Source organism: Bartonella raoultii (genome assembly GCF_019659805.1).
In the GTDB taxonomy this organism is placed as follows: domain Bacteria; phylum Pseudomonadota; class Alphaproteobacteria; order Rhizobiales; family Rhizobiaceae; genus Bartonella; species Bartonella raoultii.
On sequence record NZ_JAIFRO010000001.1, the window covers coordinates 243915 to 259148 of the forward strand.

Below are 15234 nucleotides of genomic sequence, written 5' to 3' on the forward strand. Positions count from 1 at the left end.
TTAAAAAGATGGCTAAAAGTAGGTATAAAAAGCAATATTTAAAACATATGTTATTGTCTCTTTGAGACAAACGTGACATGTATCAATGCTCTAAAACGAACATAAGCTTTTGTATAATAAATGCGAACAATGATAAGCTTATATCTGTCTTACTGGTTTTTAAAATGTAAATACAGCCTCGCTCGCTGAAAAAAGAGAGAGGTAAAGGAAAAACCAAATTCTGTCTTCTATTTTAAAAAAGAAAAACGGCACCATTCACGTTCTTTATATAATCAAAATATAAATAAATCGCTTTTTGAAATTATTATAAAAACTATTCTTATTCCTTTCCAAATAGTGTTTAGCACATACCAATCTCTCTTATAACATACCAGTAAATGATCTTATCGCATCAAAAGAGAGATAAAATAAAAAGATATTCAAAATGACAAAACAATAAATCTACGAATATAGACAACCGCTATAAAATGAGATAATCATTCAGACAAAAATGAATCAAAGCTCTCATACATAAAAAACAAAACTATAATTATTCTACCTTGTATTAAAAACAGCGAAAATCTCTTGAAAACAATACAAATCATTACAAAGAAGAAGGCAGCATCTTGCGCTGCCTTCTATATAAAAGAATGTACTATAGCTTATCCTTAAAAGTGATAACTCAGCCCACCAGAAAAACTCGTTCCTGAAAAGCCCGACTTTGTCAACTTATGCTGATAAGCTAGATCACCATAAAGTGTGAAGTTTTGAGACAGTTGGGCATTAAACCCTATTCCCGTTTCTAATGAAGAACCAAAAGAACCAAGCTTAAAAGCATCTTTAAAATGCACAGATTTCTTTCCTCCCAAACCATGAGAAAGATAAAGTTTACCATAGAAGGAAACAACATGTGGCTCATCATCAGACACATCAAGTGTTTTTGTTACACGCCCTCCAGCGCGTACCACCCATTGATCAAGTTTTCCCATTTCAATATCAAAATTGTCAATATCACGGGCTTTCTTAAACTGAAGGTGCTGATATACAACCTGAATTTGGGGATCCACAGTCAAGCCTTCCTCCCCTGTCATAAACATTTTACCAGCAGTCAATGAAGCATTAAGAGGATGGCCCTTTAATGTTGCCGTTTTATCTCTTGCAAGCGTGCGAACATCACCTTCAAATAAACCATAAGATAAAAGACCATCGACATAAAAGCCTGTGTCATGCTTCAATCCACCATATGCCATCACTGACCATTTATGAAATGGACTCTTTTGACTCTGTGCAACATCCAAAGGCTGCAAAGAAAATTGCGTATAAGATCCCATAACCCCAAAAGACGCAGTACTATATGCGCTTTCTATAGCAGACAACAAAACACCTGCCTCTACGGCATGATAATCAAGCTCACCCCCATAACCATATTCCAACATGGAAAGATCTGAAGTATAACGGTGACTACCACCATAACCACGCAAGAAAAGATAAGGCATCTGCCCCTTTTCCATTTCCTCTCCAGAAAAAGTGCGTAGAGCTTCTAACCGCTGATTTTGATTCCTTATATCCATTAAACCAACTTGAAACAAAGCATTTGGCAAAAGGAGATAAGTTGAAACTTGCGGAGCAACAGCTTTTACACCAGGCTTAGGACTAGGAGGAGGTGTTGGCGTAGGACCAGGAGGAGGTGTTGGCGTAGGACCAGGAGGAGGCGTTGGCGTAGGACCAGGAGGAGGTGTTGGCGTAGGACTAGGTTGAGAATCCATATATTTACTTTCAAGACGAAAATCCCAAAAGTCTCCGCTTCCCTTCACTAATCTTTGTCCCTGATCTGCTGCCCCTAAATGAGATTGCGGACCATAAGCTGAAAGCTGATACTGATAAGGTAACTCTCCCAATGTAACATAACCACCTGCTAATTGAAAAGAATTCTCCTCTGCATTTCCAGAAACCTGAATAACTGAAATACCTTGAGTATTTCCACCATTTCCTGTAGATCCTCCTGGGCTTCCTTCAACAGCGCGCACATGAACTAGCGTTGTTCCAGAAACATCACCATCAATCAAAACACGATCCGTCATTTGATGACCAAGCGCTCCCCCGCCATTTAAATAAGAGTTTATAAAGATATGCGCCCCGCCTCGCGCTCTATAAACCTCGCCCTTGCCTGTTCCAATAGTAAGAGTTTGATAATCATAGGTCGAAGATGATTTTAGCCTTTTAAAATTAATAGAACTCTCATCCATAAGGCTTACCAAAGAAATATTAGATTTAGGCTGATTTCCCTGCAAATTCTGTTGTAAAATCCATGTAGAACCACTGCCTAAATAAAGCTCAGCATTAGAATGCTCATCAACAGAACTCCCTCCTCTAAGAGTAGAAGCATCAACCAAAAGAATCACAGATGCACCATGCTCAGCTTTTAACAATGAATGCCCTGAAAGAGTGCTCTGCGACAAACTCACCGCACCAGAAACCTTATTTTGACCATAAATGGCTGCACCACCTAAAGCAGAAAAATTTGTTTTGCTCAAAGTAACAACATCTAATCTTGCTGGAGTTTTTTCTTTTTCTAATAAATTTTCTTTTTTATTTTCAGATTCTTCTAATTGGTTTTCTCTCTTAAAATATATCCCGTGGTATCCCTCACCATTCACTTTAACAGAAGAAGACTTTAAATTAATCTCAGTTACATAAAAATTATCTGCCTCATCTTCATCCCCATCTTCAGAAGAAGATGCCGAAAGATCTGAAGGAATAACGGAGCTTTTTAAGAATACTCCATGTGTATTCTTCGTTTTAATATTGCCCTGAAAATCAACAGAAGCACCCTCATCCACTACAAAAACAGCATGACCTTTGTCTTTTGTTCCCTCACCATTAATTGTAACCCCGTCAAAAACGACCTTTCCTCCCAACACTGCAGAAACCCCATTACTATCCTTAAAGTCCAACATTCCCCCTTCCATCCAGATATTTGCCCCACTATGGCTCAAAAAACTATATGGCCCATTACGTGTGTTAATTTCCGTTCCCTCTAAAATGACCAGTGAATGCCCTATTGCTTCAACAGCCTTATTACTTTCCTTAATCATCCCCTTTTTTATTTCCACTATCCCATTATTAGCAAAAAGAGCGGTATTTACATTCTCAAGCTTTGGTTCGATTAAAACAACCTTCCCGTCTTCTGATACAGACACAGCACGAAGAAAATTTTTATCAGGAACCTCACTACCAACAATAACATTCTTCCCCTGTACTCTTGTCCCTATCTTTTTTACCGTTATCGCTGTAGGATCAGAAGGATAATGAGAGGCATTATCACGCGTAATCTTATAAGATTGATTGTCAATTCTACCTTCTCCACAATTATCGCATACATAATACAACCCATTGTAGAAATAGAATAGAGGCTCCAAACCTTTTCCATCAGCTTTTTCATGTTGGACAGATGTATTTACCTCACCAGAACTCTCTCCACTTTCCCCACTCAAGTTATAATAGTTAAACCCTCCACTGATACCAAGACGGTTAGTCCCTCCAATAGGAGGAAGGGAAACATCACCAATTCCACCTTCTCTGCGAGAAGAATCGGCATGCATATTATCTTTATCAGAGGTTTCTTCATTCCTTTTTTGAAGACTCTCCCCACTCTCCCCCTGAAGAGTTTTCCCTAGGTTACTTCCACAAAGAGGACTCGTATGTACATCATTTACATCACAGCTCTGCCCACTCTCCCCCTGAAGAGGTTTCCCTAGGTTACTTCCACAAAGAGGATTCGTATGTACATCATTTACATCACAGCTCTGCCCACTCCTCCCCTGAAGAGGTTTCCCTAGGTTACTCCCACAAAGAGGACCCGTATGTACATCATTTACATCACAGTTCTGCCCACTCCTCCCCTGAAGAGGCGGCCTACCCGCGTTACTCCCACTAAGAGAAGGAGCAAAGACTCTGGGCCTTCCACTTCCTTGTCCCCAAGAACCATGTACACCGTAGCCAGTATCCACACCAGTAAAGAGGCTATATTCATTTTTAGGAGTAATGCTGATATCATAATCATAATATGGGCTACTCCCCCCCCCATCATTATAAAGACTAACGACATAATTCCCACTGTCAGCAACACCATCCCCATTGCCCTGATAGGTATAGACACCAGGCCCCATAACCTGAGTTTTTGTTATAGTATAAGCTTTACCGCTTTCCCCTATAGCTGAACAAACTCCCACTCCATTATGGAGAAAAGAAAGAATAGCTGTTGTGAAAGTACATACATATACATGATTTTTAAACACTTTAATCATCGTTCCCTCGAAACTTTCCTTCCCCTCTCATTGAAAATAAAAACACGCGTAAAAACATCTCTCTGAGCACCCAAAATACGAAAAGGTGAACCAAAGGACGCATCTCATGTGCTCATTTGATCTGTGTAATGAATGATCAAAACAAATTGGGTGGAAGCTCTATAGACAATAAAAACCACTCATAAGAGAATAATCACTCTATACAATTTATACGTGTATAATGCATTCTGTATTTTGTGTAAAGCAAAAATAAAACTAATGCGTGCAATTAATTAAAATTACAACTTGTTATCGTGTTTTTGAAAAATCGGTTAAAGATATGTATGCGGAAAATATTACCCCAATTCGTAAAAAACGAATTTTAAAAAACAAGGTATAGCAAGTATTATAGTGGTTAAATCAGATCAGCATAAACAAGATATTATTGATAAATGCTATACTCTCCCCACGACTAAAAGCATTTACAGGTAATGGGCTAAATTATCTCATTATCGGTAAAATTTAAAAAATTGCTGAAAACAGAGTAAAATACTTTTATGCACAAACAAAAATAATGTGCATTTATAACCTCAAAAGAAAGTTCTTTAAGAACAACATATTGTTATAAAGCAAAAGGCAGCACGATGTGCTGCCTTTTCCATAAGAGAAATATATCCCTTATCTTTAAAACTGATAGCGTATGCCTCCAGAGAAACTCGCTCCAGAAAAACCAGCTTTACTGATTTTCTGTTGGTAGAGAACATCAGCATAAAGGGAAAACTGCGGCAATAATTTAGCATTAAAGCCTAATCCAGCTTCTATGGAAGAGCCCAAAGCTCCCAACTGGAAAGCATCACCGAAATTCACCGATTGTTTTCTTCCAAAACCATGGGTCAGATAAAGCTTACCATAGAAAGAAACGGCATTTACTCCTTTGGCTTCTGTCATCGTCTTTGTCAAACGCCCACCAAGACGCACCACCCATTGATCCAGTTTGCCCATTTCAATGTCAAAATTGTCAATATCACGAGCCCTATCAAACCGGAGATGTTGATAGATAACCTGAGCCTGCGGATCAATGACAATACCTTCATATTTCATTGCGATTGTTTGTCCACCCGTCAAAGAAACACTTAAAGGATTGCCTTTTAATGTTGCAGTCTTGCCGCGTGTAAGAGTATGAACATCACCTTTAAACAAACCATAGGATAACAGACCATCTACATAGAAACCTGCATCATGCTGCATGCTACCATACGCCGTAGCAGTCCATCTATCCAATGCATTCTTTTGGCTTCCTTCAACATCTAAAGGATTCAAATATACTTTTCCATAAGATCCCATAACGCCTAGAGACAGAGCACTGTCAGCACTTTCTATTGTGTGCAACAAAGCACCAGCCTCTACACCATTATAATCGACCTCACCTCCATAACCATATGCAAGCTTAGACAAATCAGAAGTATAACGGTAGCTCCCACCATAACCACGTGCAAACAAAGCAGGTTTCTCACGAACTTCCATCATTCCACTTGAAGTCGTGCGTAATGCCTCTAATTGCTTATTTTGGTTGCTAGCATCTATCAAACCTGTATGGAATAAACTATTTGGCAAGAGCAAATAAGTCGGAACTTGCGGAACAACAGCTCTTACAGCATTTTCAGGAAGGGGAATAGATTCAACTTCAGGAACAGAAATCGCATGGAAACCTTTTGATTTAACATACTGATTCTCTAAACGGAAGTTCCAAAATTCTCCACCATCTTGCACAAATTTTTCGCGAACATGCTCCTGTGCTGAAGTCGCGTCTGGACTATAAGAACGAAGAGTATATTTGTAAGGCGAGTTATGCAGTGCAACATAATTACCAGCCAGTACGAAGGAATCCTTTTCTGCGTTTCCGTAAACCTGGATAAGTGAAACAGCATGCGCATTCTGGGTGTTGTCTTTACCTGCTCCTACATTTCCGGAAGTTCCGTGTACATAAACTGTAGTTTTTCCAGAAACATTACCACGAATTAACAAACGATCGGTTACTTGATTATTACTCGAATCGTTAGGATTCAAATACGCATTGAGACGAATTGAAGCATCGCCCTGCGCCTCATAAACCTGACCACTTCCATTTCCAATACGCAGAGTTTGATATTCCCTTCCAGATTCTGAAGGTTCAAACTCAATAAGACTATTTATAAGACTTACAGAAGAAATACATGAATCGGCGCATTCTGAATTCGAAAGCTCCCAATTCTTTACACTTCTCTTTAGAAGCCATTCTGATCCATTCGTCAAATTCAATTGAGCATAAGAGTTTTTATCAACATGGATACGCCCTGCAATAATGGAGTTATTCACTGAAAGTAATACATTAGAGTGATTTTCAGCTTTCAATAACATATCACCAGAGAAAGTTGTCTTATTTTCTAAGGAGACACGACCTGCTGAATTGTTGCCATAAATTGCTATACCTTTTGCAACTTCGAAATTCGTTCTTTTCAACGAAACTTCCCCGCTTACAGCTTGTGATCCAGTATTTCTTTTAACAACATATACTCTCTCAGTGGTATTTGTTTTTTGGGACTGTTCCACTGATGGCTCTAAAACAGCTTTCCTTAAATTCTCATTTTGACTTTGTCTATTTATTCCTTTCTTTGTTATTCCATCAAAATATATACCATATTTCCCATCACCCTCCACGTTAACCGTAGAAGACTCTATACTAACGCGATTTGTAGACGTAGACGGACGTGCATCAGCAGATCTCCTTCTCCTAGAGGAACCCGTCTCAGCAATAGCATCATTATCCATAATCCACAAAGCGTTGGCATCAGTCACAACATGCCCATTTGTAAACTCAACAGAACTACGATCACTCAACAGAAAAGCAGCGCGTCCAAATGTTTCTGTAGAATGTGCTGCTGCCTTTCTCGCAGTAATGTTCACATTATCTAATTTAATACGTCCGCCCAATTCCGATCTCACTGCCACTCCGTCTGTAAGACTAATTGATCCAGACTTCATAGTAGCCTGACCTCCATTGCTCGCCAATCCTGCTACAGCGAAAGGTCCTGACACACTAATTCTCGTATTATCCAACTCAACAGAGGAATCGGAATTTACGAAAACGCCGGCATAACGCGCATTGATCGCCCCACCAGTCATTTGAACCTTCCCACCACGTTGGGCCTCAACTCCGATCATAGAAGATTGAATATTTGAGTTTTTATTCAAAACAATCTTTGCACCATCTTCCGCAAGCACAGCACTCACAGGTTGCAACTGATTAAGATCAACAGACCTCTCACGCTCAAGAGAAACAGTACTAATGATGGTTGTACCCTCCACATTAATCGTTGTATTGGGCTGCATTGCACGCACAGAATGTTGCGTATCACCACTTACTCTCAGTGTACGACTTTCTATTTTATATGATCTTCCATCATTACATGTATAAGAAGTAGATACTGCTTGGGTATTATTATTATTGATAGCATCGCAATTAGAAGCAACCTGTTGAGTATGAGCAATAGGCACAGCAGTTACAGTGGGAGATACATTCGATTCCCCAGAAGTTCTAGATCCCTCAGAAGATAGCAAAACGACTCCCTCAGCCCCTTCAGATCTAGACAAAAACCTAGATTTAGACAAAGACTTTCTAGAACTAGCAGATTGCTTAGGACCCTTAGTTTCTCCAGAAACCGCCGGCTGTTGCGTAGTAGTAGTATCAGGCTGAGTCGTAGTATTAGCAAGCTGTTGCGTAGTAGCGGTATCAGTCTGTTGCGCAGGAGTAGTATCAGGCTGTTGCGTAGTAGCAGTACCAGTCTGTTGCGTAGTAGCAGTACCAGTCTGTTGCGCAGTAGCAGTATCAGTCTGAGTATTAGCAAGCTGCTGCACAGGAGTAGTGTCAGCAGATTGCTGCGTAGTAGTAGACGTGGAAGCAACGGATTGGACGCGTGCTACAGGTGCAAGTCCCTGAGATACAGAAGAAAAACCCGGTGTCATAGAAATATCACTTGTAGACATTTCTTCTAAAGTATTACCAACTGTATCAGATCCTGTGGGTGAAACAGGTAAAAGAGATCCTTCAGAACCAATATTCTCAAGTAAAGGAGTAGAAGAAGCACCCTCTGTTAATCCTGCAGACAAACCGCTTGTCTCATCTACAGTCCCCACAGGTTGAGGAGGAACAGAAAGAGGGGGCGTATTTATTGTTCCTAAAGACTCACTTACGTTAGATCTTTCGCGTGCTTCAGGACCTCCAACTGCTGTTTCAGGGCTTCCAACTGCTTCAGATTTCAAAATAGTATTAGGTCTTTCAGGTGTAGCCCCTCCCGTTCCCAAACTTCCATTCTCTACAACACCACCAGGAGCAGAACCAGGTTCTACTGCATTTGGTTGCGAAACAGAACCTTCCACAGGGCTATTTACAGTTTGCAATTTACCTTCTAACCGGTACTCCCAAATCTCTGGACTTGTTGACAAACTACTATCAAAATACGTTATACCTGGAATATCTGAAGAAGTCGTTTTATTGTAAGCGCGAAGGATATATGGATAAGGTAAACCTTGCACTGTAACATACTCATTATCCAACGTAAAAGATTCTGCTGTTGCCTGTCCATAAACCTGAATAAGTGAAATACTCTTATATTCTGGAACAATTGACATACCCCTAGATTCTTCACCTGCACCATTTTGATCTTGTGAACTACCTTCACCATTTTCGAGAACATTGGATAGTTTTTCATTCACATGTACCTTAGTTTTACCAGAAACATTACCATGAATAAAAAGCCTATCAGACATTTGAGCATTTGTTGCTGCATAAGCTGACACAGATGCGCCAAAATAAATATGAGAATTTCCAGAAGCAGTGTAAACTATGCCACTTCCATTTCCTATGCGAAGCGTTTGATAATTACCGTTTTGAGAAAGAAATGCAACTGTAGAATTATCAAGTTTTATAGATGAAAGACAAGAATCTATACAATTTCCATTCAATCTCGTTTGACTTTTCGTTACGTGCCACTCCGATCCGTTAAACAAATAAACCCTAGCATGCGCATTTGAATCAAAATAGGTAGCACCTCTAATTATAGAATCATTAACAAAAGCTGACACATCAGCCTTAGATACAGCTTTCAAGAATAAATTACCGGAAACTTCTGATTCTCTATCTATAAGAACAGAACCTTTCATATTATCACCCAAAAGGACTACACCCTCAGGAACCTTAAGAGTAGTTCGTTGCAGAAGAACTAAAGGCTCCTTATTTTCACTAGAATCATCAATTCTTCCAGTTCCTTGCGGTTCAGTTGCTTTTGCTTTTTGCGTTCTATCTTGATTATCAAAATATACGCCAATAGATGATGCATCCGTCAGATTAATAGTTGAAGATTCTATAGAAGCCTTAACCTTAAATTCTCTCTTTTTCTCCCCTGACGATTGAACTAAAATTTTGGGCATAAGATGTTTAACATAATTCGAAGCAGCACGAAAATCTCTAAAGGGATGTTGTAATGTAATATCCCCCGGCACTTGCTCCATAATCACATCGCTCTCATCCACAGAGACCCATACAGCAACAGTATTCACACCATCAGAATTGTTAAATTTCCCATTTTTAAAGGAAACAAAGCCTCCATCTACTACTAAAAGGCCAGTCGGCAATATTTCAGAACTTTTGGTCACACTGTTCGCATTTTCAGGTACGTTTTTTTGGATTTCAATCTTACTCCCATCTACCCGAACCATTCCTCCATGATCTACCATAACGGCTATTCCACCGGCTGGTAAAACCACTTCCCCCGCTTTCATAGTTATTGCTGACTTATAAGCGCTATGCAAACCAATTGCACTAATACCTAAAACGTCATCCTCTTCCTCCTCTTCCTCGTCTTCCTCTTCCTCGTCATCGTCATCGTCATTATCGTCATCAATCCACTTTTGGCCAATCACATTAATCTTTGTTCCATCCAAAGCAATAAGTGATTCACCATCATCATCATTACCATCACCATCAATATCACCATTAGCTTCAACGCCCACAGACGTAACCTGGATGCTTCCACCTTTCATGAAGACCACTCCATTATAGCCAGCATAAAGACCAACTTCAAAATCACTGATTGATGAAGTGCTCAATTCAATCCGTCCATCTTGTGCGGCAAATACAGCGCTTCCAGAGTACAGCCCTGCATACTCAGGATCCTCATCTTCATTAGGTTTATACTGAAGTTTCGTATCAGACAATTTAATAACCGTCGAATCAACGCCAAGAGGACCTTTTCCACCAGCGGCTCCCACACCAGGAACTGCTCCACCAGCACCTAATCCACCAGCGCCTACCCCACCAGGAACCCCACCAACGCCTACTCCACCAGGGACTCCACCAACACCTACTCCACCAGGGACTCCACCAACACCTACTCCACCAGGGACTCCACCAACACCTACTCCACCAGGGACTCCACCAGCAGAATCTTCTTCTTCTGCTGCTGCAACATTTCCCGCTGCTACAGCGTTAGCACCCTCCGTCGTCACAACAATCGTACTGCCACGCATTTCGTGCACCGCACCATCTTTACACAAAATAGGTTTATGTGCACTATCGGAATCTTTGAACTTACATTCATAGATACCGCTCGCACCAACACTAGGAGACGCAGGAGGAGAACCACTCGCTATAGAAACATCAGCACCTTGTAAAAAGAAGAGAGCACTCGTTGTCAGTGCGTACAAACGTGTACGTTTTTTAAATACATTGATCATATGTCAAACTTTCTAAATTAACTTGCAAAAGCACTAGAATTAAGTGAAAATGAGATAAGTGCACGTTTTGTAACATACATTAGTCTGTTTTACAACATAGTGTTATTTATTAATATATTGTTTTGTGCATAAAAATACCTCAATTAAGTTTTTAAGTGCATAACCCCTTGTTTTTTTTATAAAAGGATAAAATGACAATGATAAAATACCTCAAACAGGTAACTGTTGTTTTGCTTCTTGCAGTAAGCTTTGCAACATCTTCATGGGCAAATGTAACGGTCAATCACGCTTCAGGCAGTACTTCTGTTCCCACCTCACCGCAAAAGGTTGTTGTGTTTGATCTTGCTTCGCTAGATAATATGACACACCTTGGTATCACGGCAGTTATCGGTGTTCCTGAAGGAAAAAAACCTACCTATTTGCAGCAATTTGATGATGCAAAATATGAAAAAATCGGCACTCTTTTTGAACCAGATTATGAAAAAATTGCCACTCTTCAACCTGATTTGATTATCATTTCCTCAAGAACGCAAGCCAAATATAAAGATTTATCCAAAATCGCTCCAACGATTGATCTAACAGTAGGAAATGAAACCCCTCTTAAAGATATTAAACGGAATATCTCTATCTTGGGAAAAGTTTTTAATAAAGAACAGGAAGCAAAAAAGGAAATTACAAAACTCGATGAAACTTTAGCTGAAGTTCGTAAAAATACAAAAGCAAAAGGTACTGGACTTATACTCATGACCTCAGGCGGAAAAATCAGTGCTTTTGGTCAAAAGTCACGTTTTGATATTTTTCATTCTGCATTTGGAATTACTCCTGCAACCGATAAACTTACAGTGCAAAAACATGGGCACCTCATTTCCCCAGAATTTATTCTCGAAACCAATCCTGATTGGTTATTGGTAATTGATCGAGATGCAGCAATCGGACGAGAAGGACAATCTGCAGAACAATTGCTCAACAATGAACTTGTTCATCGCACCACAGCTAGCCAAAAGAACCAAATCATTTATCTCGATTCTTGGAGTTGGTACCGTGCAAGTGGTGGTTTAACAGGAATAAACGAAACTGCTCAGCAGATCAACAAAGCCTTTACAAAAAGCAAATAAGAATATTTAAAGAACTTGCTTGCTATAAAAATACACTTTAAAAAGCAAAGAGTGTCTAAAGGCATTCTTTGCTTTTTCATTAGAAAATAATTTAAACGTGAAAAATTATTGGATAATCATAACACTTTTGATTCTATTGTCTTTTCTCAGTATCTTCGTTGGTTACTCGGATGTAAGGCCTTCTGATCTCTTAGCTGGCAATCCTCATGCGTGGCTTATTTTCTGGCAAACACGCCTCCCCCGTACAATTGCAATCTTGTTAGTAGGCGCATCACTTGCTCTTTCTGGCATGATTATGCAACTGCTTGCCCGCAACCGCTTTGTCGAACCATCCACTGCTGGAACGGTTGAATCTGCTTCCTTGGGCATACTTTTTGTTATGATTTTTCTCCCTAATATTCCTGTTTTTGAAAAAATGGTTATTGCTAGCATTTTTGCCATGACTGGCACATTCATTTTTATGTTTTTTTTACGCCGAATTCCTCTAAAATCTGCTCTCATTGTACCACTGATAGGAATTATGCTAAGCTATATTATTGGCTCTTTAACCAATGCTATTGCGGATCATGAAATGTTACTTCCCTCTCTACAAGCCTATTTATTTGGCAGCTTTGCAATGATTCTTGAGGGAAAATACGAACTTTTGTGGCTGTCTCTACCTCTTTGTATTCTTGCCTACTTTACCGCTGATCGCTTTACAGTTGCTGGTTTGGGGGAAGATTTAACCAACAATCTTGGATTAAATTATCGTGCTGTGATGCTCTTTGGTCTTTTTATTATTGCCTCAATTACCGCTGTTGTCATCTGTACAGTCGGAAAAATTCCTTTCGTTGGCTTAATTATTCCAAACCTTGTTTCAAATTTCATGGGTGACAATATGCGCCATACAGCCCCTTGGGTAGCAATCAGTGGTGCGGGACTGGTCTTAATCTGTGATCTTGTAGGACGAATCATTCATCCTTCTCTTGAAATTCCTATTGGTACTATGATGGGGATTGTTGGAAGTTTTATTTTTATAATACTGCTTTTACGCTGGAGAAAGCGTCTTGGATAAACAGAAAGTAACAACATTAAGTATACTCATAACGCTTATTATAGTGGCTTGTACCTTCATCGGTCTTTACATGACATGGAATATCAATAGTTATACTTGGAAATTCCGTCTCACAAAACTGGCCTCTCTGCTTCTCATTGCGTATGCAATAAGTGTTTCCACTGTTTTATTTCAAACTGTTGTTAATAATCGCCTTCTTACCCCTTCACTTATAGGATTTGATCAGCTTTATATTTTAATAAAAACGATCATAATGTATTTTTTTGGTTCTCTTTCTTTACCTTTTTTAAAGGAAGAAGGACAATTAACGTTTGAAGCTCTTATCCTTATTATCTTTTCTATCAGTCTTTTTCGCTGGCTTTTTTCAGGGAGTCTAAAAGGGCTTCATTTAACACTTTTGATTGGGATTATTTTAGGAGGCTTTTTTTTCAGTTTACGTATGTTCATGCAATTGCAATTAAACCCAGATCAAATGATGAACTTAACCGACATCATGTTTGCAAATTTTAATAAATTCAACACATCACTCATAAGCTTTGCTACAATTATTGTTTTAATTGTGAGTCTGATTGGTTGGCGTTCACGCCATGTGCTAGATATTTTGGCTCTTGGACGCGAAAATGCTCTCAATCTTGGAGTAGATTATCATAAAAGTGCTACAGCGACTCTTATTTTTATTTCTATCTTCGTATCCATTTCTACAGCACTCGTAGGACCTGTGACCTTTTTTGGATTGTTAGTTGCAAATTTTTCTTATTTCCTCTCCCCTCAAGCAAAACACGGAATCATTATACCAATTGCAATTTTATTGGCCATTATTTGTCTGGTTGGTGGACAATTTATTTTAGAACAAATTTTTCATATGGCAGGGCGTTTAAATTTTATTATTGAATTTTGTGGTGGTATCTTCTTTTTAACTTTACTGATGAAAGGAAAATTAAAATGATTGAAATCAATCATCTTTCCAAAGCATATGGAGCGAGATTGATTATCGACAATTTATGCCTACATCTCCCTAAAGGAGGTATTATTTCTCTTATTGGCCCTAATGGTTCAGGAAAATCAACACTTTTAATGCTGATCAGACGCCTTTTGCCGCACAACACAGGAACAATTCACATTGATGGCTTTGATATTAATCAAATATCCCACGATAAGTTGGCGCAAAAACTTTCAATTTTGCGTCAAGATAATTCTTTATCCTTTCGTCTTACCGTATATGATTTAGTAAGTTTTGGACGCTACCCCTACTCAAAAGGCTGGTATACCCACGAAGATAAACAGTTTATTGACAGTGCACTGCGATATTTGGGTTTACAAGATTTAAAAGACCGCTTTTTAGATGAACTTTCTGGTGGCCAGCGCCAACGCGCTTTTATCGCAATGGTCATCTGTCAAAATACCGATTATCTCTTACTCGATGAACCCTTAAATAACCTAGATATGAAACATGCTGTTTCCATGATGAAGCAATTACGCCGTACGGCTGATGAACTCAAAAAAACCATTCTCATTGTTATGCATGATATTAATTTTGCCTCCTCTTATTCAGATTTGATTGTTGCACTGAAAAATGGGCAAGCAGCTTATTATGGAACCCCAAAAGAAATCATGCAGCCTAAAATTCTTAAAGATATTTATGATGTAGACATTCAAATTCAAACAATCAATGATATCCCTATTGCCCTTTATTATCGATAGATTCCTCTTATGAGCAATGGGCATAAAACTCTTTTTGCACTTGCATGCCAAGTAAAATCTGTTAGAAGTAGCAGCGCTGTTTCTTTTCAGAAAATTTAACCAGCGTGTTGGGGAATAGTTTAATGGTAGAACAGCGGACTCTGACTCCGTCAATCTTGGTTCGAATCCAGGTTCCCCAGCCAAATTCAATGTAGCTTGCCAGCGGGTTTTGTATATTTTGACACCAAGTTTTGTACCAATTTATTTTGTTTCACATGATTTTTAAGGGGTTTTCAAAGGGTCTTCAAAGGCGGTTTTCTGGGCTTTCACAGACTTTTTAAAAATCTTC

The 15234-nt window shown here is 39.1% G+C and carries 6 protein-coding genes and 1 tRNA gene; 5 read left to right on the forward strand and 2 right to left on the reverse strand.

Going from position 1 to position 15234, the window contains the following annotated elements; genetic code table 11:
* Positions 1-647: 647 nt before the first annotated feature.
* Together K3248_RS00995 and K3248_RS01000 are read right to left on the reverse strand one after the other, a co-directional pair.
* Positions 648-4286 carry an autotransporter outer membrane beta-barrel domain-containing protein gene (locus K3248_RS00995; RefSeq protein WP_246588194.1) on the reverse strand — a complete coding sequence of 1213 codons (3639 nt, stop codon included), beginning with the start codon at positions 4284-4286 and terminating at the stop codon, positions 648-650.
* Between the two features lie 663 nt (positions 4287-4949).
* Positions 4950-11036 carry an autotransporter outer membrane beta-barrel domain-containing protein gene (locus K3248_RS01000; RefSeq protein WP_220716506.1) on the reverse strand — a complete coding sequence of 2029 codons (6087 nt, stop codon included), beginning with the start codon at positions 11034-11036 and terminating at the stop codon, positions 4950-4952.
* Between the two features lie 197 nt (positions 11037-11233).
* Here K3248_RS01000 and K3248_RS01005 point away from each other — a divergent pair, with 197 nt between their 5' ends.
* From K3248_RS01005 to K3248_RS01025, 5 genes are all read left to right on the forward strand, one after another.
* Complete coding sequence (locus K3248_RS01005) at positions 11234-12151, forward strand: siderophore ABC transporter substrate-binding protein (protein ID WP_220716584.1); 918 nt, start codon at positions 11234-11236, stop codon at positions 12149-12151.
* 97 nt (positions 12152-12248) lie between these two features.
* Positions 12249-13205, forward strand: coding sequence for an ABC transporter permease (locus K3248_RS01010; RefSeq protein WP_220716507.1), 957 nt, complete (start codon positions 12249-12251; stop codon positions 13203-13205).
* Positions 13198-14151 (forward strand): iron chelate uptake ABC transporter family permease subunit, encoded by a 954-nt coding sequence (locus K3248_RS01015; protein WP_220716508.1) that lies wholly within the window; start codon positions 13198-13200, stop codon positions 14149-14151. Before K3248_RS01010 ends, K3248_RS01015 begins: the two co-directional genes overlap by 8 nt.
* Positions 14148-14906 carry an iron ABC transporter ATP-binding protein gene (locus tag K3248_RS01020; RefSeq protein WP_220716509.1) on the forward strand — a complete coding sequence of 253 codons (759 nt, stop codon included), beginning with the start codon at positions 14148-14150 and terminating at the stop codon, positions 14904-14906. Before K3248_RS01015 ends, K3248_RS01020 begins: the two co-directional genes overlap by 4 nt.
* A gap of 108 nt (positions 14907-15014) precedes the next feature.
* A tRNA-Gln gene (locus tag K3248_RS01025) sits at positions 15015-15088 on the forward strand.
* The last annotated feature ends 146 nt before the right edge of the window (positions 15089-15234 follow it).